Source organism: Agrobacterium sp. 22-3639C2 (genome assembly GCF_053522105.1).
Genome location: NZ_JBNWDB010000007.1, coordinates 53,288 through 76,215 on the forward strand (window position 1 = coordinate 53,288; position 22,928 = coordinate 76,215).

Below are 22,928 nucleotides of genomic sequence, written 5' to 3' on the forward strand. Positions count from 1 at the left end.
GCGGCCACGGCGTGACAGTCACCCGGTTTTCGGCGGGGATCAGGCGGCCAGTTTTTCGCCCTTGAGATGACGTTCGAGGAAGGGCAAGCTGTCCTGTCCCCAATACAGTTCGTCCTCGTAGCGGAATGTCGGAAGCCCGAACACACCGGCTGCCTTTGCGGCCTCATAATTGGCTTTCCGGATGGCTTCCACGGCATCGCTTCCGCCGCGTTCGTCCAGCGCCGCACCGTCGAAACCGGCCTTGTCAGCGATTGCGCGGCGAACTTCGGCATTGCCGATATCTTCGCCGCCTTCCCAGAAAGCTTCCTGAAGCGCCTTGGTCAGCCTCAACCAGTCCTCGCCCGCATCGATCGCGGCAATGACCATGAAGCCGGCCGGCGTGGGATCGGAAAGGGCGGCGCGATTGTCGAAGTTAAGGGACTTGCCGCGCAACGCCGCCCATCGCTTCAAATCCTTCGTCCAATAGGCGCGGCGCGCTTCCGGACGGTTGCGTGAGTAGATGGCGCCATTATCCTCGATCAGCGGGATGACATAGGGCCGTATCGTGGCGTTGTGCTCGTTAGCGAGCGCGGCGAAAGGATCCAGGCCGAGAAAGGCCCAGGGGGAGCCGATGCCGAAGAAATAGTCGATGGTCTTGGTCATATCTTGTCTCCTGAGGATATCTTGCCGGTGGCGAGATCGAACACCGAGAGCGCACAGTCCCGGGCGATGAGTACGGCATGCGGATCGCGCCCGACCGCGACGGTGGCAAGTGCGCCTTCGTAAAGAAGCGAAAGGTGGGAGGCGGCCTGATCCAGTCGCACCCCCGCTTTCGACATGACGGTCTCGAAAATATCCCGCACCATTCTTTTGTGGGTTCGAGCCACGGTGACGACCCGTTCGGAATCGCCGTGTTCGGCAACCGCGAGTGCAAAGGCACAGCCCCTGAATTCAGGGCTGTCGGCCTTCTCGTAAAGCCGCTCGAAAATCACCTGCAGCTGGTCCCTTGGATCAATCGTCGCCGTCAGAACATCCTTCAGCGAGCGAATGACACGATCGTGGCGATCCTGAAGATAGGCCGCGACAAGATGATCCTTGGACGGAAAATGCCGATAGAGAGTAGCTTTTGCGACCTTCGCTTCTTCGATGATGCGGTCGATACCGACCGCCCGGATACCTTCGGTATAAAACAGCGCTCCGGCGGCGGTGAGAATCTGGTCTGGAATGGCTTCTCTCATTTTATCGCTTCAGCTTGGTGGTTTCATGGGAAGAACGGGTCGCACGCATCATTGCGCGGCGGCGAGACCGGTTTTGTCGCGCTCGTGGAGCTGCCCGACAAAAGAAAGGATCGCGTCAAGCGGCGCCGCCTTCGAGAAGCCGCCCTGATGCGCCAGCCTGCCGCCAAGAGACTGGATAGCCTCGTTATACGGTGTCGCCACGTTATGGAGACGGCCGAGCAGCACAATCTCACCGTTGAGAAAATCGACCTCGCTGGAAGCGCCCCGGGCAAAGCTCTGCCAGGTCGATTGCTGGCCTGGCTGAATGCCGCTGTTTTGAGCGATGCTCCAGCCTGAAATATCGACAGCCCGTTCAGAGGGAGAGGCGAGATTGTAGCCTGCTACCTCAAGCGTCTGGCGGGCTTCATTGACCAGCGCTTCGGCGATCGATGCTCGCAGATCGTCTTCTCCGTCGAACAGATCCAGCGCGTTGCGGACGTTATGAAGCAGTTTTGCCGATTTCCAGCGGCGGATATCGCTGCTGGTTTCCGCAAGATAATTGGCGCGTGTGAGGTCTGCGGCAATCTCCTTCGCCGTTTCGTCGGAACCGGCCGGGAAGCGCCCGATCGTGACCACGCCGACCTGCGGATTGCCGGCCGCCGCAACCGCGCCGGTTTGTGTAAACCGGGCAGGGGTCAGAATACTGGCGCCGTAGACATTGGCGAAGGTCCTGAGCGCCAGCGCTTCCGTCGCCAGACCGTTCTGAAAGGTAACCACCGGCAACTGCGTGGCTGTTAGATCTTCCACGCCCGATACCTGTCGCCATGACCAGTCTGCCAGAGTGGCTGCCGCATCCTGCGTTTTGACGGTCAGCAGGAGGATATCGTCGGGCGCCAGGTCCGGCGGAGCGGATACGTCGAAGGCGTTCAGCCTTATTTGCTGCGTGCCTGAGGGGCGTTGGTAGCTCAGCCCCTGTTCAATGATGGAGGCAATTTGTGCGCCGCGTCCGACCAGAGCATATTTGATGCCGGAAAGCTCGAACTGTGCGGCAAGGCTCGCGCCAACCGCGCCTGCGCCAATGATAACGTATCGTGTCACCTTTTCCTCCAATTCAACCGGGCCGATAATGCGCCAGTATCAATTGCAGCGGTGCAGTTTGCTGGATCGATACGGGATTTCGCTCAACATCGGTCCTCCCTGATGGCGACCAATGATGACAGCTAAACTAGGCATGAGGAGCGCCTCAAGAAAGACAGGTCGTTCTTTTTCTATCTATTTTATAGAAAATAATTCGGCGTAAGGAAAATTTGCGATCACCTTATTCCCGACAGCAGTCCTGGCGCGGCGAAACCGTGGAATAAGCCCCAACGAAGCACACCGTCAGCGCGCGCGGTAGAGCATCAACTCGCCGGGATTTTTCAGGTGGCTGCCTTGAAGAGAACCGTGACGACGGTTCCGCCGTCTTGTCGCGGATCTATCTGCAAATCGCTGTCATGCGCCCTTGCGATCGCTCGAGCAATCGACAGGCCGAGGCCGGTGCCACCGGTCTTACGTGCACGCGACGGCTCTGTGCGCCAGAAGAGTTCGATGCCGTGTGCCTCGATGCCGGGGGGGAAACCCGGCCCCTTGTCTTCGATTGTTATGAAGGGACGTCCTTCCCGGACTCCGGTCGAGCAGAAGAGGCTCTTCCCGCTCGCCGCATAGCGGCGTACATTATCCATCAGGATGAGCAGCAGCTGTTGAAGGCGTTGAGGGTCGCCGCTAATGGGAGCCGTCTGCAGCGACATATCGAGACGAATTCCTGCCTCTTCGAGAAGAGGCCGTGCCGCCTCCGCCACGGCCGCGCATTCGGTAGCGAGATCGAGTGGCCGCATCTCCGTAACGAGACTGTTGGTTTCTGCCAGCGAGAGCGTCCGCAGGTCATCGACGAGACGCGCAAGTCCTTCCACATGGCCGATGAGGTGGCGAATGGCCTGCTTGTCGAGCGGAAAGACGTCATCGGCAATGCCGTGTAAACGGCCTTGCAGGATGGTCAGCGGGGTGCGCAGCTCGTGGGCTACCGCCATGGTGTTGAACTTCAACCGGCGCTCCATCATCTGAAGCTCCTGCGTCAAAGTCTCGAAACTGTCGACCAGAAATCCGACTTCGGCGATGCGGCTCGCCTTGATCTTTGCGCCTCCGCTGAAGTCGCCGGTCGCCATGCGCCGCGCCGCGTCGGCAAGTTCGCCGAGAGGTGCTGCAATGCGCCGGGAGATGAAATAACCAAGCAAGCTGCACAGGAAGACACCGAGCAATCCAAAGAGGAACACCGATTTGAGAAGTTCGCTATCTGCCTGGTCCTCCAGGCCCGGTAAAACCTCGATAAGGGCCTGAAGCTGGCTCTGATCCGGCATCACGCCCCGGTCAATATCCGAGAAAGCCTTGGCGGCATCAGGCGATAGTTGGGCAAGGATGCGCTCCTCAATGGTGTCCGAATACCAGGAAACGCCGAAATAGACCAACGCAACCGCAAAGATGAGCATTGTGGTGATTGTGATCGCCGTCATCGTGCGCAGGCGGAGCCGCCGGAACCTCATGATGTCTGCTCCCTGGCAAGTCGGTAGCCGATGCTGCGCACCGACACCAGATAACCGCCAGCACCGTGATCCGTCAGTTTTTTACGCAGATTGGCGATGTGCGTATCGACCGTGCGTGCCAGCGCATCGCTTTCCGGCAGGCAGGCATCCAGAAGATCGGCCCGCTGAAAGGCATAGGTGGGGCGACGCGTCATATGGGCAAGAATTCTGAATTCGCTGAGCGTCAACGGCAGAACGGTTCGTCCCGCATCGCTGCAAACAGCCGCGATGTAAGCTTCGGTATCTATTTCGATGGCGCCGAAACGCAGGATCCCTCCGCCAGTTGGCTGACGCGAGCGTTTTAGAACGGCATTTACCCGGGCGACCATTTCCTGCGGGTTGAAAGGTTTGACGATGTAGTCGTCGGCACCCAGGCGCAGACCGGTCAGCTTGTCCATATCTTCGGCAAGGGCGGTGACCATGATGATCGGCGTATCACGCTCCCGCCGGATGCGTGTCAGCACATCGATGCCATCGAGCTTCGGTAGCCCGATGTCGAGAAGAATGAGATCCGGCCGCAGCATGGAGAAATGCGTCATGGCCGTCTCGCCATCCCCGGCTCTAACGGTTCTATATCCGTCACGAATGAGATAGGCGTCCAGAATCTGCATGATGTCGGGGTCGTCTTCGACGATGAGAATGAGCCCTTTGTCCATGCTGACCTTACGAACTTACTGATATTACCGCTTTATTGCCGGGACGCTAAGCCGACGCAAAGCGCCGGGCAAGAGCCGTCTCACGAGATAGATGCGGCAGGCACGCTTTTCCTCTCAGTCTTGGGACTTCCTCCGCAGAACCTTGACATTTCTACGGAAGAAAGCTGGCCATGCACCAGTATCTCTCCCATAAGACCGAACAGAAATGGCCAGGCCGGCCCGAAAAACCGAAGTTCCGCTTTGCCGTCATCCCCACGGCGCGCCAGACTTTCGCATGGGTTTCCGGCAGCCCATCTCTGCTCGCGCTTTCGACCACGCTTGCAATGATGGTCTTCTTCACTGTCAGGCCGGATATCGATCTTGACGCCAGTCGCTGGTTCTGGACAGATGGTTTTCGTCTTGGCGAGGATCAATTCCTGATTTCCGTCCGCGATCTGAACCGCGCACTTCCCGCCATTTTATTGTCCACGCTTGTCTGCCTGCTCCTTGCCACGCCATTTGTCTCCGGCGTGCGGCGTGCCATCCGCCCTCACAAACTGCTACTTGTTCTCACCTTTTATGCGCTTGGGCCGGGCGCGACCGTGCATGTGCTGAAAAACCTGTTCGGACGTGCCAGACCGCGGCATATCAGTGAATTCGGGGCGGATTTGTTTTTTACGCCCGTTCTTTCCCTCGATGGCAGCTGTTCGCGCAACTGCTCCTTTCCATCCGGCGAAAGCGCGTCCGCAATCGCCCTGCTGGCGTTCATCATCTTCCTGCCGGAAAAATTCCGCCTGAGCGCCACTGCGATCTTGATGCCGTTCATCGTGCTTTGCTCCCTAAACAGGGCAGCTATGGGCGCACATTTTCTCTCCGATGTCCTGATTGCATGGCCACTGATGCTCGCCGTGTTCCTCTCACTGCATCGGCTGTTCACGAAGCATGCGGACACAATCGACACTGCGTTTCTGCGCTAATTCGTGGGAATACGGCATAGCGCCGAACAAAGGTCATGCCCCGAGCAATAAATTTGTGTTCGGGGTTCGTCCGCCGCCTGCTCAAATCGCACATGCCCGTGCCTGTGGTCTTAGTACGGGCATGTGCAGACGGTGACTGCCTTATTTCACCTGGGCGACGACCAGCTTGCCATCCGCACGTTCGGCGATGAACTCGATGTTCGCGCCTTCCTTGAGCTTGGCGAGCAGGGCATCGTCCTTGACGCGGAACACCATCGTCATGGCGGGCATGTCGAGGTTCTTCAGTTCCTCATGAATGATAGTGACTTTCTTGGCGGTAGCGTCGACCTTCTTCACCGTACCCTTGGTGAATTCCTGTGCGAATGCGCCAAAGGGGGCTGTAAGCAACAAAGCGGCTGCAAGGGTAATTTTAACGATCGTCTTCATGGTCAGATTCCTTTTTTCGATTGGTTACTTGGCCGAAACTTTGAGATCGCCGCGCATGCCGGCCTCGTAATGTCCGGGCTTCAGGCAGGCGAATTCGAACATGCCGTCATTGGTGAATTTCCAGATGATTTCGCCGCTTTCGCCCGGCGCAAGGCTGATTGCGTTCGGATTGTCGTGTTCCATCTCCGGGGCCTTTGCCATGGCGGCCTTGTGCTTCAGATTTGCGCTCTGTTCGTCGAGAATGAATTCATGGTCCAGCTCGCCGACATTCTTCACGGCAAAGCGAACGGTCTTGCCCTTCTTGAATTCGAACTTGGCGGGCGTGAACAGCATCTTGCCATCAGGCGTTTCCTTCATGGTGACCTGTATGGTCTGGGTTACCTTGGATTTGTCGCCGGGTTCGCCGATCGCCATCGCTTCATGGCCGCCGCCGTGGGTGCCCGATGCGAAGGCGGGTGTGGCAAGAGCGGTGAGAAGCAGTGCAAGTTTCAGTCTGATCATCGAATTTTTCCTTGGTTCTGGTGGGGATATGGTCTGCACGATCAGCCGTGTTTCATCGGTTTCGGCGTGATCTGTGTTTTCGGATCATTGGTCTTTTCGGTATCCGGCACGTCGCCGGTCCATTCCCAGGCCTGGGTACCGGGCGGGTTTTGGTACCAGCCGGGATCTGAGTAATCGCCCGCGGAGATGCCTTCGCGGACCTTCACCACGGAGAACATGCCGCCCATTTCGATGGGGCCGTGCGGACCCCAGCCGGTCATCATGGGAACGGTGTTCTCAGGGATTTCCATCTCCATCGCGCCCATATCGGCCATGCCGGCTGTACCCATCGGCATGTATTCCGGCCGCACCTTTCGGATCTTTTCGGTGACGGTCTTCTTGTCGACGCCGATGAAGGTCGGGACATCGTGTCCCATCGCATTCATCGTGTGGTGCGACTTGTGGCAATGGATCGCCCAGTCGCCGACATATTTGGCGTCGAATTCATAGGCCCGCATGGCGCCGACGGGGATGTCGATGCTGACCTCCGGCCACCGGGCCTCGGGCCGCACCCAGCCGCCATCCGTGCACGTCACCTCGAAATCATAACCGTGCATGTGGATCGGGTGGTTGGTCATGGTCAGGTTGCCGACCCTGACACGCACCCGGTCGTCCTTGGAGACCACCAGCGGATCGATGCCCGGAAATACCCGGCTGTTCCATGACCACAGATTGAAGTCCGTCATGGTCATGATTTTCGGAACGTAGGAGCCGGGATTGATGTCGAAGGCGTTGATCAGGAACACGAAGTCGCGATCAACAGGCATGAAGGTCGGGTCCTTTGGATGGACCACGAAAAAGCCCATCATGCCCATCGCCATCTGCACCATCTCGTCTGAATGCGGGTGGTACATGAAGGTGCCGGACTTCACGAGATCGAACTCGTAGACGAAGGTCTTGCCAACGGGGATATGCGGTTGCGACAGGCCGCCGACACCGTCCATGCCTGATGGCAGGATCATGCCGTGCCAGTGGACCGTTGTATGTTCCGGCAGCTTGTTGGTCACGAAAATCCGCACCCGGTCGCCTTCTACGGCCTCGATGGTCGGGCCGGGTGATTGGCCGTTATAGCCCCAGAGGCGGGCGGTCATGCCCTCCGCCATCTCGCGTTCCACTGGCTCGGCGACAAGGTGGAATTCCTTGACGCCATTGTTCATCCGGAAGGGCAGGGTCCAGCCGTTGAGGGTAACGACCGGATTGTAATCGGGACCGGTAGTGGGCTTGACGGGGGCTTGCGTTGCTGCCGTTTCCATCACGGCCGCTTCCGGCAGGCTGCTATTCGATGTCTTTGCCCAGGCCGCGGTGGAGACCATAGCGGCGCCGACGCCCAGAAAGTTTCTTCTATTGAACATCGTCGTTTCCTTTCTCAGTGTCCGCCACCGCTGCCGCCACCAGTGGCGGCAACTTCGGTCTCCGCGCCTGCCGTACCCGCACCACCGCCGTAGATGGCGGGCGCTAGGCCGGCTTCCGCGAGCCAGAAGTCACGTTTGGCATTGATGGCGAGCAGGTTCGAATTGACCTTTTCGCGGCTGTCGGCGAGCAGTTCGAAGGTGTTGGTGAGCATGCCGTTATAGGTCAGCAGCGACTCCTCCTCGATCTTGGTCCGCAGCGGCACCACGCTGTTGCGATAGTGCCGGGCGATGTCGTAGTTCGAGCGATAGGCCTGATAGGCGGAGCGGGCTTCGGAGCGGATATTGACCGCTTTTTCGGCCAGCAGGTTTGCTGCGCGCATATAGGCGAGTTCGGATTCCCGCATTCTTGCCCGACCGGAATCGAAGATCGGAATGACGAATTCCAGCTCGGCATTGCCGGTCGTCTGTTTGTGTTTTTCGCCGTCTTCAAGTTCGCGTTCGGTCTCGAAGCCGGAACGAAGTTCTAGATCGGTAACGTATCGGGTAGCTTCTGTGAGTTTGAACGACCGGGCGGTCGATTCCAGATCGAGCTTCGCCATCTGCAAATCCACCCGGCGTTGCAGCGCCTCGGCCTCGATCATCTCACGTTTGGCCAGATCCTTTGGAAGCTGGGGCAGGCGGTTGGGGATGGAGTAGTCTATGTCCGCGCCCCACAGGCCCATCAGCCTTGTCAGTTCCTCCTTCGCAAGCCGGGCTTCAAGCCGCGCCTTGGCGATCTGGCCGGTCAGTTCGGCATAGAAGACCTGCTCGCGAGCCTGGCCTTCCTTGTTCAGCGAGCCTGCTTCGCCAAGCTTCCTCGCAAGTTCCGAGGCGGCATCCGCGGCTGTCTGGGCCTGCGCCAGCTGGCCGACATTTTCCCAGGCAGCAACCGCCGTGATCCAGGCGCGGCGGGTATCTGCCGCCAATTGCAACGTCTTCAGCGCGGCTGTGAGCTGCGCCTTGCGGAAGCCGGTATCGGCAATCTCGACATTCTGTTTGAGCGTGGCCAGTGCCAGAATATTGGTGACGATCACACCCTCTATCGCCTTGTAGGCCCGGAGCCCCGGAGTGCCGATCCCCGTCAGTCCGATGCCGACCCTCGGATTGACCAGCATGGTCGATTGCCAGGCGGTTGCTGCCGATTCACCCAGATCGGCATAGGCCGCCTGAAGGCCCTTGTTGTTGAGGAGCGCGACCTGAACCGCCGTCTCGACATCGATTGTTTTCGCTGACATCAGCGATTTGACGCGGGTTGCGGTTGCCTGCGCCTCGGCCCGGTTCTGTATCCAGACAGTCTGCTTTCCTGTCGCCTCGGTCGCCCTGGCCGAAACGGTGGTGAAGCCTGCGTTCTTCGAGGTGTAGTCGGTGGCCGTGACGCAGCCGCCAAGAACGAGCGGGACGGAAAGGACGGCCGTGAGTTTGATCACGCGTAGCGTCATGATGCGTCTCCTTTCGGAGCCTGCGCATCGTTCTGGTTTCGCCAGGGCTTCGGGTCCACCGGAGCACGGTGCGAGTAACCTGTGACCGGTGTCTTATAACGCAGAGGGGTGACGCCGAGCGACGGGTTTGTCGCGTCTTCATACGAGGCGGCCTCGTTCATCGAGGATGTGGCTGTGCAGCCGCCCAGCAAAAGGGGCGCTGCAACCACGATGTAGATAGGGTTCATGGTAATTTCCGAACAGGAGATGCAACGGCGCGACGGCGCTAAAGCCGTTCACGCACGATCATTGCCCGAGAGGCGGGCTTTGCCTGTTCAGATATTCGGTGGACGGTGAAGCAGCGGGATCTGGCCCACGGTCTTGCTGTCGTCAAGAAAGTAACGGATGGAATTGACGACTGGTCCGCCAAGGGCGTCATGCGCAATCAGTACCGCCATGCCGAGACAGAAATCGTTGCAGCATTCCTGCTTCACGGGCTTTTTGACGCCGCTGTCGTGGTCTGCCGTATCCATATTATGGTGGTCGCTGGACATCATGGCCGAACCGCCATGGTCCATCATCGCGCCGTGATCCATCATCATGGCGGATTGGGTGGTCTGCATTTCCGCGGTATCGGGACCATGCATTGCGGCATTGACGGTGGAAACGCTGTATCCCGCCAGTGACAATATCATCACCAGTCGAAACAGCAGTGCCGTCAATTTCGATGTTCGCAACATCCCACGCATGCTCTGTAGAAGAGCCGCAGTCCTGAAGTTTGTCAATGGATATCGCTCATAACCATCAATAAATAGCACGTCTGCCGGTTCTTAAACCTTACAGTGTCTCCATAAAAGCATCGTCGAGAATGAGGAGTTTACGTGCCTGCATGCGGGCATATTCCTCGTAAAAGCCCTGGGAGATCCAGAGAGCGGAACGCCCCTTCAGTCCGCTCCAGCCGATGCCGCCGATCAGTTCGGCCGCGCCAAGCTTGCGCCTGACATGGATTCGGGAAAGGGAGAGCGATGCCGCCAGTTCCGATGCTGTTTTCACATCAGTCAGGTGTCTGCCCTGTTCTGTCGGCTTTTCCCAGTCGATCCCGGCGATCAGGCGGTCCATCAGCAGCCCGCCCGCGTCGAACCAGTTGAAGATGATGGAAAGCGGGCCCGGGCAGCGCACTTCCGGATTGGACAGCAGCGCCTGCGCCACGCGCGGATGGATGTGTGCGAGCATGGTTTCGGACCGCTCGATGAACCGAGAGGCTCTGAACCCCTCATCGATGAGGTCCAGCGCCTGAAAATGCACGTCGTACCATTGGGCAAGCATCGCCAGCGTGGACGGTGAAGGCACCACGCCATCGGCCGGCTTTTCGCCGGCTTGGTGCGCCGGTCTTGTCAGGCCGCGTTTCAGCGCCTCTTTGAAGAAGGCATAGGCGACATCATGGCTGGCAAGGCCGTGTTGGAGCGCGAGTTGGCCGAAATCTTCCCGCGTCAGGGCGGGTTCGTCCGTTCCGGTCTTGCGCTTTTGAAAATAGAGCGCCAACAGCGCGTGGCAAAGAAGCCGGCTCTGGCGCGTGGCGAAAAGCGTGTTCATGTCGGGCGAACCTTCGTAGAGGGTGATGAAACTTCCCGCCAGCAGCCGTAGTGCTGCCGCGAAAGCACCCGTTTGAAGCAACCGGTCGATTTCGCTGGGTGGTAGCCTGCGGCCAACGGCGGAGGCGTCCGGCAACCCGGAGATCGCGAAATCGAAAAAATTGGTCATGGGCAGCGCTCCTCGAATTGCCGGCACCACCCTCCTTGCGGAGTGTAATGAGGATTGGATGATCCATCGGCCTTACAGGGGTCGGGATGAGGCGTCTTCTCATTGCGCGCAGAGGTGACACTTTTAGGCCGTCGGCATGCCCGTGGCGCGGGCTTCGCCGGGCGTCATGCCATAGGTGCTGCTGAACACCCGGTAAAAGGTTGGAAGACTGTCGAAGCCGCTGCCATACGCGACCTGCGTGATTGGCAAGGCGGGAGATTCCAGCAGCAGGCGTCGCGCTTCCTCGATCCGCATGGAGGCGAGCGTGCGGGAAAAAGACAGCTCCGCGCCTTCGAAAACGACGTGCAGTTGCCGAAGTGAAATGCCCAGTTCCTTTGCCACTGCGGCAGGCGTGAGGTTCTGCCAGGACTTTTTGCGCATCATGATGTCCTGGGCCGCATAACAAAGCCCGGTGCGGAGTGCGGCGCGCACTTCCGGCATTGCAGGCGAAAGCCGTCCACGCGCCGTCATGGCTAATCGAGCGATATGCGTCACATCGCGCACGGGATCGATGAGCCTGCCGCGTTCGGCGTTCAGCGCGTTGAAGAGCGCCCGGAACGGCCGGGAGAAGGCGGTCTTGTCGGCGTAACGCGTGGCGAACAGGTCATCGGCCGGTCGGCCAAGCATGACTTCGTCGTCGACAGGGATCTTGAGCATCTTGTAGTGAAAATCCGCCTCACCGCCCGGTATCGCGTCATAGGGCAAGTCCGAATAGTTGATGGTGAAATCACCACCGCTGACGGCATGGATCCTGTCTCGGCCGGCATGCAGCAACCCCGAACCCTTCACCTGCAAGCCAATGCAGAGGCTGTCGCCGGCAATGCGGGCAATATCGGCTTCCGTGCGGTTGACCCGGTAAGAGGAAGCGCGCATTTCGCTTACGACGGCGCCTGCAACAGAGCGCGCCTGAAACGACCCGCTGAAGGCCTGGCGGCGATCCGGCGCAAGCTCGATGGTTACGCCAAACAGGCTTTTGCCGCGCACTTCGCGCCATTGGTCGAAGCGGTGCTCGGGCTGAAAATCCTCGGTTGCGAAACGGATGATGGTGTTCGTGGCTTGCTCCCCCCAGATGAGCCATGTCCCCCCGGCTTATTGTTCGGTTGCGCCAAACCCAAGATGGACGAGCGGATAGGGACGTCCCTGCCCGTCGAGGTCGGAGCGTCCCGTCGGCTTGAAACCGAGCCGGCGATAAAAGCCCATGGCCTGCGTATTCTGTTCGTTGACATCGGTGGTCAGCGCGGGGTGTGTGGCAAGTGCTGCCTGCACGAGCGCCTTGCCGATGCCTCTGCCGTGATAATCCGGATCGATGAAAAGCGCTTCCATGTGCCCTTCATGCAGAAACATGAACCCGAGAGGCTTATCCGACGCATCGACGGCGAGCGTCAAAGCGGCCTCGGGAAGAAAAGCCGTCACTTCTTCCTCGATTGCGGCGCGATCCGCTCTGTGAAGAAAATCATGGGTAGCGTCTACGGCCTTACGCCATATTTCAAGGATGCGGGCCGTGTCGCGAGCGTTGGCGGGACGAAGTGTGATCATGCCTCACTCTTAGCAATTGCGGGGTTTTTGCGCCATGGGTCTTTTCCTCAAGGCGTTTTCCCATTCGCTAAATCCCCGCAGCCAAACGCCGCAGTCTTACCCCGCATATTTCTTCGATCTCCGGTGCCTGACGTTTTCTCGAAAAAAGTCCTTGCAAAAGGGCCCGATAAAAAAATAGATAAAAATAAGTTCTATCTATTTATTTGAAGGGAAGATCGCCGGATGAATCAGATTATCACGGAAATTGAACAAAATCAGGCGCGGATTCCCTCAATCAAAGCGGATCCTTCACTCGAAGAAGCAAAAATTATCTATAATTTACCATTTAATGACCTCCTGTTCCGGGCACAGCAGGTGCATCGTCGCCATTTCGATGCCAACGCCATCCAGATGAGCCGGCTTTTATCGATCAAGACCGGCGGCTGCCCGGAGGATTGTGGTTATTGCAGCCAGTCCGCCCGCAATCCAACAGGTCTGAAGGCTTCCAAACTCATGGAGGTGGAGCGAGTACTGGCAGAGGCGCGCAAGGCGAAAGAGGGCGGGGCGACGCGCTATTGCATGGGGGCGGCGTGGCGCAACCCTAAGGAGCGCGACATGGAGGCGGTGGTGGCCATGGTCGAAGGCGTCAAGGCGCTCGGCATGGAAACCTGCATGACGCTCGGCATGCTGACGCCGGAACAATCCGAACGTCTCGCTCACGCCGGGCTAGATTACTACAATCACAATGTCGATACGTCGGAGCGGTTCTATTCGGAGATCATCACAACCCGCACCTTCGAGGATCGGCTGGAAACGCTCGCCAATGTTCGTGATGCCGGCATGAAGGTCTGCGCCGGCGGCATTCTCGGCATGGGAGAAACGGTCGAGGACCGTATTTCCATGCTGGTAACCCTTGCTAATCTGCCGGTTCCGCCGGAAAGCGTGCCGATCAACATGCTGATCCCGATCCCCGGCTCGAAGCTTGCCAAGGCCGCTCCGGTTGATCCGATCGACTTCGTACGCACCATTGCGCTTGCGCGCATCCTCATGCCCCGTTCGCATGTGAGGCTTTCCGCCGGACGTACCGAAATGAGTGATGAGACGCAGGCGCTCTGTTTTCTGGCCGGGGCGAATTCCATCTTCGTCGGCGAGACGCTGCTGACGGCGGATAATCCGGGGGAAGATCACGATACGGCGCTGTTCCGGCGGCTGGGCCTGAAGCCGATGGCGTTGCAAACGGCGGAAGCGGGAGAGACCCGGTGAATTCGTCGGCGCTCTCCGCCTATGAGCTGAAGCTTGCCGGTCTGCACCGCAAGTCGCGCCTGCGGGCGCTAGCGCCCCGGCAGGGTATCGACTTCACCTCCAACGACTATCTCGGGCTTGCCGATGCACCCCGGCTGAAGGCGGCGATCACTGACGCAATCGAGAGCGGCGTGCCTGTGGGTGCCGGTGGTTCGCGGCTGCTTCGCGGCAACCATCCCGAACATGAGGCGCTTGAAACGGAGGCGGCGGTATTTTTCGGCGCTGAGAGGGCGATCTATTTCGGTAGCGGATTTGCCGCCAATGTCGCACTTTTTTCCGCACTGCCGCTGCGGGACGACCTCGTTCTCTACGATGCGCTGATCCATGCCAGCGTGCATGACGGCATTGCCGCCGGCAAGGCGAAGGCGGTCGCTGTGCCGCATAATCAGGTTGAGGCATTCGAACGGGAAATAAACCGATGGCGGCAGGCGGGCGGCAAAGGTCGCCCGTGGATCGCGGTGGAGAGCCTCTATTCCATGGATGGTGACCGGGCGCCGGTTGCGGCCCTTGCCGACCTCGCCGGGCGACATGGCGGCTTTCTCGTCGTCGATGAGGCGCATGCCACCGGCGTGTTCGGGCCGGGCGGGCGCGGCCTGGCCGCTGAACTGGAAGGTCGCGGTAATGTCGTGGCGCTGCACACCTGCGGCAAGGCGCTTGGTCTTTCCGGCGCGCTTATCAGTCTGCCTGCGGTTCTTGCCGATTACCTCACCAACCGCGCCCGCGGTTTCATCTATTCGACCGCGCCGTCACCGCTGATGGCGGCGGCTGTGCGGGAGGCCTTGCGGATCGTCGCCGACGAGCCCTGGCGGCGCATCCGTCTGGAAGAACTGATAAATTTGGCCAGCGAACAATTACGATCCGGGCTGGGCGTGACGCCCGGCGGCTCGCAGATATTGCCGGTGATGATTGGTGACAATGCGCGTGCACTGAAGATCGCCACGCGTATGCGAGACGGCGGCTTCGACGTGCGCGCTATCCGCCCGCCAACGGTGCCGGAAGGCACGGCACGCCTGCGCATATCCATTACGCTCAATGTCGAGGAAAGCCAGATCGCCGATATGGTCGGGCTGCTCGCCTTCGCCATGGAGGAGGAACGATGAGCCTCCGTTTCATCGTCTCGGGCACCGATACGGGTATCGGTAAGACGGTTTTTTCTGCGGCGCTTACTCACGCATTGCAAGCCCATTACTGGAAGCCGGTGCAATCCGGGCTCGAGGAAGAGACCGACAGCGAGGTGGTGGAGCGGATGGGTGGCGTGCCGCGCGCGCGCATCCTGCCGGAGGCCTATCGCCTGAAAATGCCGGCCTCACCGCATCTTTCGGCCCGCTTCGACAATGTCACGATCGAGCCCGAGCTTTTGCTGCCGCCGGAAACGGATGGGCCGCTGGTGATCGAAGGGGCGGGCGGTCTGCTGGTGCCGCTGACCGACACATTGCTGTTTGTCGATATTTTCGCCCGCTGGCGAATTCCGCTGATCCTGTGCGCCAGAACCTCACTCGGCACCATCAACCACACGCTGCTGTCGCTCGAGGCGCTGCGGCTGAGAGCCATTCCGGTGCACGGCGTGGTCTTCATCGGTGATGAGAACCGGGAAAATCAGCGCATTATCGCCGATATCGGCCGAGTTCGCTCGCTTGGCCGCTTGCCTCGCATACCGGAGATGACTGCCGAGACGCTGCACCATGTATTCGCTCAACAATTCGATCTCGCTGATTTCCTGGAGGTGCCGGCATGAGTCGTTCCCGCGTCTGGCATCCTTTTACCCAGCACGGGCTGGAACCGCCGATGAAACGCATCGTCTCGGCGGAGGGCGCCTATTTGGTAGATGAAGATGGCCAGCGGTTGTTCGATGCAATTTCATCCTGGTGGGTCATCACTCACGGCCACCGGCACCCGGCAATCATGTCCGCCATCCGCGCAGCGACCGAGACCTTCGACCAGATCATTTTCGCCGAGTTTTCGCACGAGCCGGCCGAAACGCTGGCCAAAGGGCTGATCGAACTCGCGCCTGCCGGCTTGGAACATGTGTTTTATTCCGATAGCGGTTCGACCTCGGTGGAAGTGGCGCTGAAAATGGCGCTCGGTTATTTTCACAATTGCGGTGAAAAGCGAGATCGCATCGTGGTCATGGAGCACGGCTACCACGGTGATACGATCGGCGCCATGTCGACGGGCGAACGCGGCGTGTTCAATGCTGCGTATGAACCCCTGCTATTCGGCGTCGACCGGCTTGCTTTTCCGGAAGCGGATTGTGAGCAGGAGACGCTCGACATGTTCGAAAGCTTTTGTCGTTCGGGCCGAGTCGCCGCCTTGCTGATCGAGCCGCTTATTCTCGGTGCCGGTGGCATGAAGATTTACCGCGCGGAAGTTCTCGCCGGACTGAAACAAATTGCCGAACGCTACGGTTGCCTTGTCATCGCCGACGAGGTGATGACGGGCTGGGGCCGGACAGGAACCATGTTCGCCTGCGAGCAGGCGGGAGTTTCACCGGATATTCTGTGCACCTCCAAGGGGCTGACCGGTGGCTCCCTGCCGTTGGCAGCGACCTTGTGCAGTGGCGAAATCTTCGACGCGCACTTCTCGACCGATCGCCGCAAGACCTTTTTCCATTCGAGTTCCTACACCGCCAATCCGATTGCCTGCGCTGCCGCTGTCGCCAATCTGCAGGTTTGGCGCGATGAGCCAGTGGTACAGCGCATCGGTCAACTGCAAGAAGTGCTGCGCGACAATCTCGGGCGATTTGCGGATGACAGGCGCTTCACGAACATGCGCCAGATTGGAACCATCGCAGCGCTTGATCTCGTCGTGCCCTCTGGCGGTTATCTCGCGGAGGCGGGGCCACGCATGCGGCAATTGTTCCGCGAGCGCGGGCTCATCATCCGCCCGCTCGGCAATGTGCTCTATCTGATGCCGCCCTATTGTTCGACGGCGCAAGACCTCACCCGCGCCTTTGACGCCATGGACGAAGTGGCCTCGATCGTGACTGAAGCCGCTCCGGGAGAACCCGGCGCGGCCGCGATCAAAAACCGTCTCCGAAAGGCCTGACAATGCAGACCCGTTCTTCCCGCATGGCTGGCTTCGGGCATGCCGTGCCAGCGCGATGTGTCCGCAACGCCGAGATTGAGACGCGTCTTGGGCTGGAGGCTGGCTGGATAGAGCGTCGGACGGGGATCCGCACACGTTATTGGGCGCAAGAGGGCGAGACGCTGAGCGGCCTTGCCGAAAAAGCCGGCCGCATGGCACTGGAAAACGCGAGAATTGGCGCCGAGGATATCGCACTGACATTGCTTGCGACGTCCACGCCAGACCATCTTTTGCCGCCTTCGGCCCCGCTGCTTGCGCACCGGTTGGGCCTCACACAATCCGGGGCGATCGATCTTGCCGGGGCCTGTTCCGGTTTTCTTTATGCGCTCACTCTTGCGGATGGTTTTGTCCGCACCCACGGCCGCGCGGTGCTGGTTGTTGCCGCCAATATCTTGAGCCGTCGTATCAATCCGGCGGAAAGGGCAACTGCAGTTCTGTTCGCCGATGCTGCCGGCGCCGTCGTGCTTGTCCCCTGCCGGGATGCGCAGCGCGGCCTTTTGTCTGCCGATCTCGTTTCGGATGGGAGCGGTTACGACCTGATCCAGATCGCGGCGGGCGGCAGCAGCCAGCCTTTTTCCAATGATACAGAGGCTGAAGATACCCTGATGACGATGCGGGACGGCCGCGAAGTCTTTTCCCGTGCCGTCGCAACAATGACGCAGACCTCACAGCGCGCTCTGCAACGCGCAGAAATGACGGCCACCGATATCCAGCGGTTCGTGCCGCATCAGGCCAATGCCCGCATGTTCGATGCCGTCTGCGGCAATATCGGCATCGACCGGCAAAAGACGGTACGTACAGTCGAAACCTTCGGCAACTCTTCTGCCGCCACTATTCCGCTTTCGCTTTCCGTTTCCAATGCTGAGCGGCCCATCACGGAGGGTGAAACGCTGTTATTGACGGCGGCAGGGGCGGGGATGACTGGGGGGGCGGTGGTGTATCGAGGCTAGGCCAGCTGGATACGGAAATGTCTGATTCGGATCGAGCCGCGCGTACAACGTTGGCAGATATAGGCAGAGCGCGGTGATGCAGCTCAAGTGCTCGAAACAGTTTGATTTTGTTTGGAGAAATTTGGCTGGGGAACCTGGACTCGAACCAAGATTAACGGAGTCAGAGTCCGTCGTTCTACCATTGAACTATTCCCCAAAAGCCCGAAGCGGGTTACCGCGTTCGCTTTGGTGGGTCGTCATATAGATGATTTCTTGCGAGGCGCAAGTCGAAAAAATCGAAAAATGCGTTTTCGTCGCTCTTTTGCGTCTGTCTCCTGCGTCAGAGCCGCGCACGGGTGGAGCGTGGGGTGGAGAGCAGAAGGCTGGTCTCGCTGCCGGTAATGCCAGGGACAAGGCGGATACGGCGGAGCACCGCGTCGAAATCGCTGAGAGTGGCGGCGTTAAGTTCTACGATCAGGTCCCAGCGACCGTTCGTGCTGTGAATTTCGGATATTTCCGGGAAACCGCCGAGCGTGCGGATGACGCGGTCCGTCACATGGCCTTCAATCTCGATCATCATGATGCCGCGGATCGCCGCCTCCACCGCATCGGCACGCAGGATGACGGTGTAACCGATGATAGTGCCGTCATTTTCCATTTTTTCGATGCGTGAGCGTACCGTTGCGCGCGAGGTTTCCGTCTCGATCGCCAGATCGGAAATGCTGCGTCTGCCGTTATGCCTCAAAAGGGTCACGAGCCGTTCGTCGAGATCATCCATTGGCAGCCATTCTGATAAATAGATTTGACCAAATCGATAGCCTATTTCGATAATATTGCCAATATTTGATGTTCATTCCGCCATGTCTGTGTGGTTTAGTGAGGTTATCGGTTGATGAAAGCGAGGGCTCAAATGGATATCAGGCTGATCGGTGCGCCGTTGCAAATCGGAGCCGGGCAATTGGGGTGTGAGATGGGGCCGAGTGCGTATCGCATCGCCGGTCTCACGCGGGCGCTCGAAGATCTGGGCCATCGGGTGGTGGATACCGGCAATGTGACGCCGGCGCCGCTGAGGGAGTTTAGCCACCCCAATCCGGCGGTGCATCATCTCGCTGAGACGGTGGCCTGGACCGAGGCGCTGACGGAGGCCGCCTATCGAGAAAGTGCTGCCGCCGTGCCGATCTTTCTTGGCGGCGACCACGCAATTTCCGCGGGAACCGTCGCCGGCATGGCGCGGCGGGTGGCGGAGAGTGGCCGGCCGTTTTTCGTGCTCTGGCTCGATGCCCATACTGATTACCACACGCTTGAAACGACGCGCAGCGGTAACCTGCATGGCACGCCGGTCGCCTATTTCAGTGGTCGCGACGGATTTTCGGGTTACTTTCCGACGCTCTCCCATGCAGTTCCTGAGGAAAATATCGGCATGATCGGCATCCGCAGCGTCGATCCAGCCGAGAGAGCCGCACTGGAAGACAGCGGCATCACCGTTCACGACATGCGCTCGATAGACGAGCATGGTGTCGCGGTTCTGCTGCGCGCGTTCCTTGCGCGGGTGCAGGCGGCAAACGGCCTGTTGCATGTCAGTCTCGATGTCGATTTCCTCGAACCGTCGATCGCGCCTGCGGTCGGCACCACGGTTCCGGGTGGGGCGACGTTCCGTGAGGCGCATCTGGTGATGGAGATGCTGCATGATAGCGGGCTTGTGTGCAGTCTCGATCTCGTGGAGCTTAACCCGTTTCTCGATGAGCGCGGCAGGACGGCGACGCTGATGGTCGACCTGGCTGCCAGCCTGATGGGCAAGCGGGTTATGGACCGCCCGACGCGGGCCGGCTAAGGGGGATGATGCAATGACGATTATACCGAACCTTAATATCGTACCTTTCGTCAGCGTCGATCATATGATGAAACTCGTGCTGCGCGTGGGGATCGATACGTTTCTGCGCGAACTTGCCGACGTCGTGGAAGAGGATTTCCGCCGCTGGGAAAGTTTCGACAAGACGCCGCGCATCGCATCGCATTCCCAAGAGGGCGTCATCGAGCTGATGCCAACCAGTGATGGAACGCTGTATGGCTTCAAATATGTGAACGGCCATCCGAAAAACATGAAGGAGGGCCGCCAGACGGTGACTGCTTTTGGGGTGCTTTCCGATGTCGGCAACGGCTATCCACTGCTCCTGACCGAAATGACCATTCTGACGGCGCTGCGCACCGCTGCTACTTCGGCTGTCGCTGCAAAACACCTAGCCCGCAAAAATGCCCGCTCGATGGCCATCATCGGTAATGGCGCGCAGAGCGAGTTCCAGGCGCGGGCCTTCAAGGCTATTCTTGGCATCGACACGGTGCGGCTTTTCGATATCGACCGGACCGCCAGCGAAAAATGCGCCCGCAATCTTGTCGGGCAGGGCTTTACCATCGAAATTTGCGATAGTGCGCAGGGCGCAGTGGAAGGTGCAGATATCATCACCACCGTCACGGCTGACAAGCAATATGCGACAATCCTGACCGACAACATGGTTGGCCCCGGCATTCACATCAATGCCGTCGGCGGCGATTGTCCCGGCAAGACGGAACTGCACCGGGACATTCTGCTGCGGTCGGACATTTTTGTCGAATACCCACCGCAGACGCGCATCGAAGGTGAAATCCAGCAATTGCCAGCGGACTACCCTGTCACAGAACTATGGCAGGTCATATCGGGTGAAAAGCACGGGCGGGTAAACGACAGGCAGATCACGCTGTTCGACAGCGTCGGTTTCGCGACCGAGGATTTTTCGGCGCTGCGTTATGTGCGCTCGAAACTGGCCGCCACCGGGCTTTACACGGAGCTGGATCTGCTGGCCGATCCGGATGAGCCGCGCGACCTGTTTGGAATGCTGTTGCGCTGCGAGGCGGCTCTCGCCTGAGAGGACGTTCAACCGGAATGACGTCAGCCAGCCCGCCTGCGTTCCCTGCGGGCAACGGCATGTTCCCGCCAGATGGTGAAGAGACCGGCGGCGATCACGATTGCAGCACCCAGAACCATGTTGGATGTCACGACCTCGCCATAGATGGTGACGCCGATGATGGAGACGAGCACGAGCTGGTAATAGGAAAACGGCTGCACCGAGGCCGCATCCGCCAGCTCGAATGCCTTGATCAGGCAATAATGGCCGCTCATGCCGGTAATGCACAGCGCCAGCATCCAGCCCCAATCCTGGGGTGCAAGGCTAACCCAATAAAACGGACCCACCAGCGTCAGTGCTGCCGCACCGGCCACGCCGGTATAAAAGAAGCTCGTCATCGCTGAATCGCTCTTGCTGCCAAGGCGGGTCAGGACGCTGTAGAGCGCAAGCATGAAGGCGGCGATGAAAGTGATCAGCAGGCGGTTGTCGAACCCTTCGCCATCAGGTTTCAGAATGACGAGAACGCCGACGAAGCCGACAAAAATGGCGCACCAGCGCCGCCAGCCCACATGTTCGCCAAGCAACGGCACGGACAGTGCGGCGACGATCAGCGGCGCCGAAGCGAGGATGGAGTGGCTGTGCGCCAGCCCGACAACGGCGAAGGAGAAAATGGAAAAAACAATCTGCACGGCAAGAAGGACGCCGCGGCTGATCTGCAGCCACGGACGGTTTGCCATGACAGCGCCCCGAATGCCGCCAGAGGACCTTGCAGCCATCAACAAAACGAAGACGGCGAAGGCCCAGTATCGAAGCATGGCGACGAAGACGGGCGGATAAGAACTGCCAAGATGTTTGGATATGCCATCCTGCGCTGCAAAGATCGTGAATGCTATGAGCGCATAAAGATAACCGGTCTTGGGTGATGGCATAAATAAACCACTGTCCGGCTGTTGCCGGCAAAAAGAGGATTCGGCGTGAATAAGGTGAATAGCAGCCATATGGTCTGGCCGTATCTTGTCAGACAACCTTATTTTCCGAATAGCTGCCATGCAAGTCCGAAGACTGCCTCTGCCCGGTCAAGTTCACGGGTGGCGCCGATGCTGGCGAAAGCTTTGCGAATAGCTGTTTTCCTGTCCGCCATGCGTTAACGCACCGCGGACAGGATGTCGGTTACGGAGTGATTTCCGCGTCGATCAGCCGATCGTCACGGCCGCCTTCGAGGTGACGGATTTCAGCGCAGCGTCGGCCAGTTTCAATGCGATCAGCCCATCCTTGATGGAGGGTGACGGAGCTACATTGTTTTCGATGCAATCGATGAAAGCGGTAATTTCCGCCGCGTAGGCCGCCGTATAACGCGTCATGAAGAAATCATGCAGCGGCGGGCGGGTGTAGCCCTCAGCATTGGCGATCTCGATGGAGACCGGCCGCTGGTTCTCGGCCGCAGCCGAACCGAGCGAACCATGCACTTCGATACGCTGGTCATACCCATAGGTCGCGCGTCGCGAATTCGAAATGCTGGCTTGCCTGCCGCTTTTCGTCGTCAGAATGATGCTGGCGCTATCGAAATCGCCGAGTGCACCGATCTCCGGATTGACGAGAACGGAACCGGTGGCGAATACGCTTTCCACTTCCTCGCCGAGCAGGAACCGCGCCATGTCGAAATCATGAATAGTCATGTCACGGAAAATGCCGCCGGAAACCTTGATGTATTCGGCTGGCGGCGGGCCGGGATCGCGGCTGGTGATGGTCACCATTTCGACCTTGCCGATGCGGCCATCCTCGATTGCCTTGTGCACGGCCTGAAAATGCGGATCGAAACGCCGGTTGAAACCGAGCATCACCTTTGCACCGGTTTCCTCAACCACCTTGGCGCAGGCTTCCGCACGGGCCACATCCAGATCGACGGGTTTTTCGCAGAAGATGGCCTTGCCGGCACGGGCGAAACGCTCAATCAGATCGGCATGGGTGTTGGTCGGCGTGCAGATGATGACGGCGTCGATCGTCTTGTCAGCCAGAACCTCGTCGATTGTGCTGACCTTGCACTGCGCTTCGCGGGCGATTGCTTCCGCAGCACCGGCAACGGCGTCCACAACGGCCACCAGCTTCGCACGGCTGTCGGTGGTGATCGCCTTGGCGTGGACCTTGCCGATCCGTCCAGCGCCGAGCAGTGCCAATTTCGTAACCATCTTTCCTCCGGTTCCTCACACCCGTCTTCCACTCC

Annotated in this window: 25 protein-coding genes and 1 tRNA gene; 8 read left to right on the forward strand and 18 right to left on the reverse strand. The window is 59.3% G+C overall.

The genetic code is table 11. The annotated features are described in order from the left end of the window. Positions 1–39 precede the first annotated feature (39 nt). The 5 genes from ACQZ6D_RS25285 to ACQZ6D_RS25305 all read right to left on the reverse strand — a co-directional run bounded on the left by ACQZ6D_RS25285 (position 40) and on the right by ACQZ6D_RS25305 (position 4,467). Positions 40–642, reverse strand: a complete 603-nt coding sequence (locus tag ACQZ6D_RS25285; protein ID WP_019566585.1) for a 2-hydroxychromene-2-carboxylate isomerase — start codon at positions 640–642, stop codon at positions 40–42. Continuing rightward, complete coding sequence (locus ACQZ6D_RS25290; protein WP_004431568.1) at positions 639–1,217, reverse strand: TetR/AcrR family transcriptional regulator; 579 nt, start codon at positions 1,215–1,217, stop codon at positions 639–641. Before ACQZ6D_RS25290 ends, ACQZ6D_RS25285 begins: the two co-directional genes overlap by 4 nt. A 48-nt stretch (positions 1,218–1,265) precedes the next feature. Continuing rightward, positions 1,266–2,294: a ketopantoate reductase family protein gene (locus ACQZ6D_RS25295; protein WP_448730423.1), complete on the reverse strand. Its 1,029-nt coding sequence runs from the start codon at positions 2,292–2,294 to the stop codon at positions 1,266–1,268. A gap of 320 nt (positions 2,295–2,614) precedes the next feature. Next, positions 2,615–3,772, reverse strand: coding sequence for an ATP-binding protein (locus ACQZ6D_RS25300; RefSeq protein WP_111804749.1), 1,158 nt, complete (start codon positions 3,770–3,772; stop codon positions 2,615–2,617). After that, on the reverse strand, positions 3,769–4,467 hold the full coding sequence (locus ACQZ6D_RS25305) for a response regulator (protein ID WP_004431575.1): 699 nt from the start codon (positions 4,465–4,467) through the stop codon (positions 3,769–3,771). The genes ACQZ6D_RS25300 and ACQZ6D_RS25305 overlap by 4 nt, the downstream gene beginning before the upstream one ends. A gap of 170 nt (positions 4,468–4,637) precedes the next feature. Between ACQZ6D_RS25305 and ACQZ6D_RS25310 the strand changes: the two genes are divergently transcribed. Continuing rightward, positions 4,638–5,423, forward strand: coding sequence for a phosphatase PAP2 family protein (locus tag ACQZ6D_RS25310; RefSeq protein WP_004431576.1), 786 nt, complete (start codon positions 4,638–4,640; stop codon positions 5,421–5,423). A gap of 141 nt (positions 5,424–5,564) precedes the next feature. On the opposite strand, the gene ACQZ6D_RS25315 is transcribed toward ACQZ6D_RS25310, so the two are convergent. From ACQZ6D_RS25315 to ACQZ6D_RS25355, 9 genes are all read right to left on the reverse strand, one after another. Next, the gene (locus ACQZ6D_RS25315) at positions 5,565–5,849 is read right to left on the reverse strand and encodes a copper-binding protein (RefSeq protein WP_004431579.1); all 285 of its coding nucleotides are present in this window, start codon (positions 5,847–5,849) and stop codon (positions 5,565–5,567) included. A gap of 24 nt (positions 5,850–5,873) precedes the next feature. Next, entirely contained in the window at positions 5,874–6,350 is a 477-nt protein-coding gene (locus ACQZ6D_RS25320) for a cupredoxin domain-containing protein (protein ID WP_065658749.1), read from the reverse strand. Between the two features lie 41 nt (positions 6,351–6,391). Then, positions 6,392–7,741 (reverse strand): multicopper oxidase family protein, encoded by a 1,350-nt coding sequence (locus ACQZ6D_RS25325; RefSeq protein WP_004431584.1) that lies wholly within the window; start codon positions 7,739–7,741, stop codon positions 6,392–6,394. A 14-nt stretch (positions 7,742–7,755) separates the two neighbouring features. Then, the gene (locus ACQZ6D_RS25330) at positions 7,756–9,219 is read right to left on the reverse strand and encodes a TolC family protein (RefSeq protein WP_112154374.1); all 1,464 of its coding nucleotides are present in this window, start codon (positions 9,217–9,219) and stop codon (positions 7,756–7,758) included. Further along, a complete protein-coding gene (locus tag ACQZ6D_RS25335) occupies positions 9,216–9,446 on the reverse strand; it encodes a hypothetical protein (RefSeq protein WP_019566580.1) in 231 nt (76 codons plus the stop codon). The genes ACQZ6D_RS25330 and ACQZ6D_RS25335 overlap by 4 nt, the downstream gene beginning before the upstream one ends. A gap of 87 nt (positions 9,447–9,533) precedes the next feature. Beyond that, complete coding sequence (locus ACQZ6D_RS25340; protein ID WP_111802051.1) at positions 9,534–9,947, reverse strand: hypothetical protein; 414 nt, start codon at positions 9,945–9,947, stop codon at positions 9,534–9,536. Between the two features lie 88 nt (positions 9,948–10,035). Then, positions 10,036–10,959 carry a hypothetical protein gene (locus tag ACQZ6D_RS25345; RefSeq protein WP_448730422.1) on the reverse strand — a complete coding sequence of 308 codons (924 nt, stop codon included), beginning with the start codon at positions 10,957–10,959 and terminating at the stop codon, positions 10,036–10,038. A gap of 123 nt (positions 10,960–11,082) precedes the next feature. Further along, the gene (locus ACQZ6D_RS25350; protein WP_145166838.1) at positions 11,083–11,982 is read right to left on the reverse strand and encodes a helix-turn-helix transcriptional regulator; all 900 of its coding nucleotides are present in this window, start codon (positions 11,980–11,982) and stop codon (positions 11,083–11,085) included. Between the two features lie 105 nt (positions 11,983–12,087). Beyond that, positions 12,088–12,534: an acetyltransferase gene (locus tag ACQZ6D_RS25355; RefSeq protein WP_025595248.1), complete on the reverse strand. Its 447-nt coding sequence runs from the start codon at positions 12,532–12,534 to the stop codon at positions 12,088–12,090. Between the two features lie 222 nt (positions 12,535–12,756). Between ACQZ6D_RS25355 and bioB the strand changes: the two genes are divergently transcribed. Genes bioB through ACQZ6D_RS25380 form a run of 5 tightly spaced genes read left to right on the forward strand, consistent with a single transcriptional unit; the run spans position 12,757 to position 17,849 of the window. Next, positions 12,757–13,776: a biotin synthase BioB gene (gene bioB, locus ACQZ6D_RS25360; protein WP_111802048.1), complete on the forward strand. Its 1,020-nt coding sequence runs from the start codon at positions 12,757–12,759 to the stop codon at positions 13,774–13,776. After that, positions 13,773–14,915, forward strand: a complete 1,143-nt coding sequence (locus tag ACQZ6D_RS25365) for an 8-amino-7-oxononanoate synthase (RefSeq protein WP_035199877.1) — start codon at positions 13,773–13,775, stop codon at positions 14,913–14,915. The genes bioB and ACQZ6D_RS25365 overlap by 4 nt, the downstream gene beginning before the upstream one ends. Beyond that, entirely contained in the window at positions 14,912–15,550 is a 639-nt protein-coding gene (gene bioD, locus ACQZ6D_RS25370) for a dethiobiotin synthase (RefSeq protein ID WP_111802047.1), read from the forward strand. Before ACQZ6D_RS25365 ends, bioD begins: the two co-directional genes overlap by 4 nt. Beyond that, positions 15,547–16,860: an adenosylmethionine--8-amino-7-oxononanoate transaminase gene (locus tag ACQZ6D_RS25375; protein WP_111802046.1), complete on the forward strand. Its 1,314-nt coding sequence runs from the start codon at positions 15,547–15,549 to the stop codon at positions 16,858–16,860. Before bioD ends, ACQZ6D_RS25375 begins: the two co-directional genes overlap by 4 nt. A 2-nt stretch (positions 16,861–16,862) precedes the next feature. Beyond that, positions 16,863–17,849 (forward strand): beta-ketoacyl-ACP synthase III, encoded by a 987-nt coding sequence (locus ACQZ6D_RS25380; RefSeq protein WP_026330989.1) that lies wholly within the window; start codon positions 16,863–16,865, stop codon positions 17,847–17,849. Between the two features lie 122 nt (positions 17,850–17,971). Here the strand turns inward: ACQZ6D_RS25380 and ACQZ6D_RS25385 are convergent. Together ACQZ6D_RS25385 and ACQZ6D_RS25390 are read right to left on the reverse strand one after the other, a co-directional pair. Beyond that, a tRNA-Gln gene (locus tag ACQZ6D_RS25385) sits at positions 17,972–18,045 on the reverse strand. Between the two features lie 123 nt (positions 18,046–18,168). Next, on the reverse strand, positions 18,169–18,606 hold the full coding sequence (locus tag ACQZ6D_RS25390; protein ID WP_004431612.1) for an Lrp/AsnC family transcriptional regulator: 438 nt from the start codon (positions 18,604–18,606) through the stop codon (positions 18,169–18,171). A gap of 132 nt (positions 18,607–18,738) precedes the next feature. Between ACQZ6D_RS25390 and rocF the strand changes: the two genes are divergently transcribed. Then, positions 18,739–19,659, forward strand: a complete 921-nt coding sequence (gene rocF / locus ACQZ6D_RS25395) for an arginase (protein ID WP_448730421.1) — start codon at positions 18,739–18,741, stop codon at positions 19,657–19,659. A 13-nt stretch (positions 19,660–19,672) separates the two neighbouring features. Beyond that, the gene (locus ACQZ6D_RS25400) at positions 19,673–20,728 is read left to right on the forward strand and encodes an ornithine cyclodeaminase (RefSeq protein WP_035199886.1); all 1,056 of its coding nucleotides are present in this window, start codon (positions 19,673–19,675) and stop codon (positions 20,726–20,728) included. A 23-nt stretch (positions 20,729–20,751) separates the two neighbouring features. Here the strand turns inward: ACQZ6D_RS25400 and ACQZ6D_RS25405 are convergent, their stop codons facing one another. Both ACQZ6D_RS25405 and iolG read right to left on the reverse strand, forming a co-directional pair. Next, positions 20,752–21,636: a DMT family transporter gene (locus ACQZ6D_RS25405; protein ID WP_035199888.1), complete on the reverse strand. Its 885-nt coding sequence runs from the start codon at positions 21,634–21,636 to the stop codon at positions 20,752–20,754. 264 nt (positions 21,637–21,900) lie between these two features. Then, complete coding sequence (gene iolG, locus ACQZ6D_RS25410; RefSeq protein ID WP_004431628.1) at positions 21,901–22,893, reverse strand: inositol 2-dehydrogenase; 993 nt, start codon at positions 22,891–22,893, stop codon at positions 21,901–21,903. Between the last annotated feature and the right edge of the window lie 35 nt (positions 22,894–22,928).

Bases quoted from the DNA above. Each gene is read 5' to 3' on its own strand.
- ACQZ6D_RS25285 (WP_019566585.1), bottom strand. From the start codon at position 642: ATGACCAAGACCATCGACTATTTCTTCGGCATCGGCTCCCCCTGGGCC.
- ACQZ6D_RS25290 (WP_004431568.1), bottom strand. From the start codon at position 1,217: ATGAGAGAAGCCATTCCAGACCAGATTCTCACCGCCGCCGGAGCGCTG.
- ACQZ6D_RS25300 (WP_111804749.1), bottom strand. From the start codon at position 3,772: ATGAGGTTCCGGCGGCTCCGCCTGCGCACGATGACGGCGATCACAATC.
- ACQZ6D_RS25305 (WP_004431575.1), bottom strand. From the start codon at position 4,467: ATGGACAAAGGGCTCATTCTCATCGTCGAAGACGACCCCGACATCATG.
- ACQZ6D_RS25310 (WP_004431576.1), top strand. From the start codon at position 4,638: ATGCACCAGTATCTCTCCCATAAGACCGAACAGAAATGGCCAGGCCGG.
- ACQZ6D_RS25315 (WP_004431579.1), bottom strand. From the start codon at position 5,849: ATGAAGACGATCGTTAAAATTACCCTTGCAGCCGCTTTGTTGCTTACA.
- ACQZ6D_RS25320 (WP_065658749.1), bottom strand. From the start codon at position 6,350: ATGATCAGACTGAAACTTGCACTGCTTCTCACCGCTCTTGCCACACCC.
- ACQZ6D_RS25325 (WP_004431584.1), bottom strand. From the start codon at position 7,741: ATGTTCAATAGAAGAAACTTTCTGGGCGTCGGCGCCGCTATGGTCTCC.
- ACQZ6D_RS25330 (WP_112154374.1), bottom strand. From the start codon at position 9,219: ATGACGCTACGCGTGATCAAACTCACGGCCGTCCTTTCCGTCCCGCTC.
- ACQZ6D_RS25335 (WP_019566580.1), bottom strand. From the start codon at position 9,446: ATGAACCCTATCTACATCGTGGTTGCAGCGCCCCTTTTGCTGGGCGGC.
- ACQZ6D_RS25340 (WP_111802051.1), bottom strand. From the start codon at position 9,947: ATGCGTGGGATGTTGCGAACATCGAAATTGACGGCACTGCTGTTTCGA.
- ACQZ6D_RS25345 (WP_448730422.1), bottom strand. From the start codon at position 10,959: ATGACCAATTTTTTCGATTTCGCGATCTCCGGGTTGCCGGACGCCTCC.
- ACQZ6D_RS25355 (WP_025595248.1), bottom strand. From the start codon at position 12,534: ATGATCACACTTCGTCCCGCCAACGCTCGCGACACGGCCCGCATCCTT.
- bioB (WP_111802048.1), top strand. From the start codon at position 12,757: ATGAATCAGATTATCACGGAAATTGAACAAAATCAGGCGCGGATTCCC.
- bioD (WP_111802047.1), top strand. From the start codon at position 14,912: ATGAGCCTCCGTTTCATCGTCTCGGGCACCGATACGGGTATCGGTAAG.
- ACQZ6D_RS25375 (WP_111802046.1), top strand. From the start codon at position 15,547: ATGAGTCGTTCCCGCGTCTGGCATCCTTTTACCCAGCACGGGCTGGAA.
- ACQZ6D_RS25380 (WP_026330989.1), top strand. From the start codon at position 16,863: ATGCAGACCCGTTCTTCCCGCATGGCTGGCTTCGGGCATGCCGTGCCA.
- ACQZ6D_RS25390 (WP_004431612.1), bottom strand. From the start codon at position 18,606: ATGGATGATCTCGACGAACGGCTCGTGACCCTTTTGAGGCATAACGGC.
- rocF (WP_448730421.1), top strand. From the start codon at position 18,739: ATGGATATCAGGCTGATCGGTGCGCCGTTGCAAATCGGAGCCGGGCAA.
- ACQZ6D_RS25400 (WP_035199886.1), top strand. From the start codon at position 19,673: ATGACGATTATACCGAACCTTAATATCGTACCTTTCGTCAGCGTCGAT.
- ACQZ6D_RS25405 (WP_035199888.1), bottom strand. From the start codon at position 21,636: ATGCCATCACCCAAGACCGGTTATCTTTATGCGCTCATAGCATTCACG.
- iolG (WP_004431628.1), bottom strand. From the start codon at position 22,893: ATGGTTACGAAATTGGCACTGCTCGGCGCTGGACGGATCGGCAAGGTC.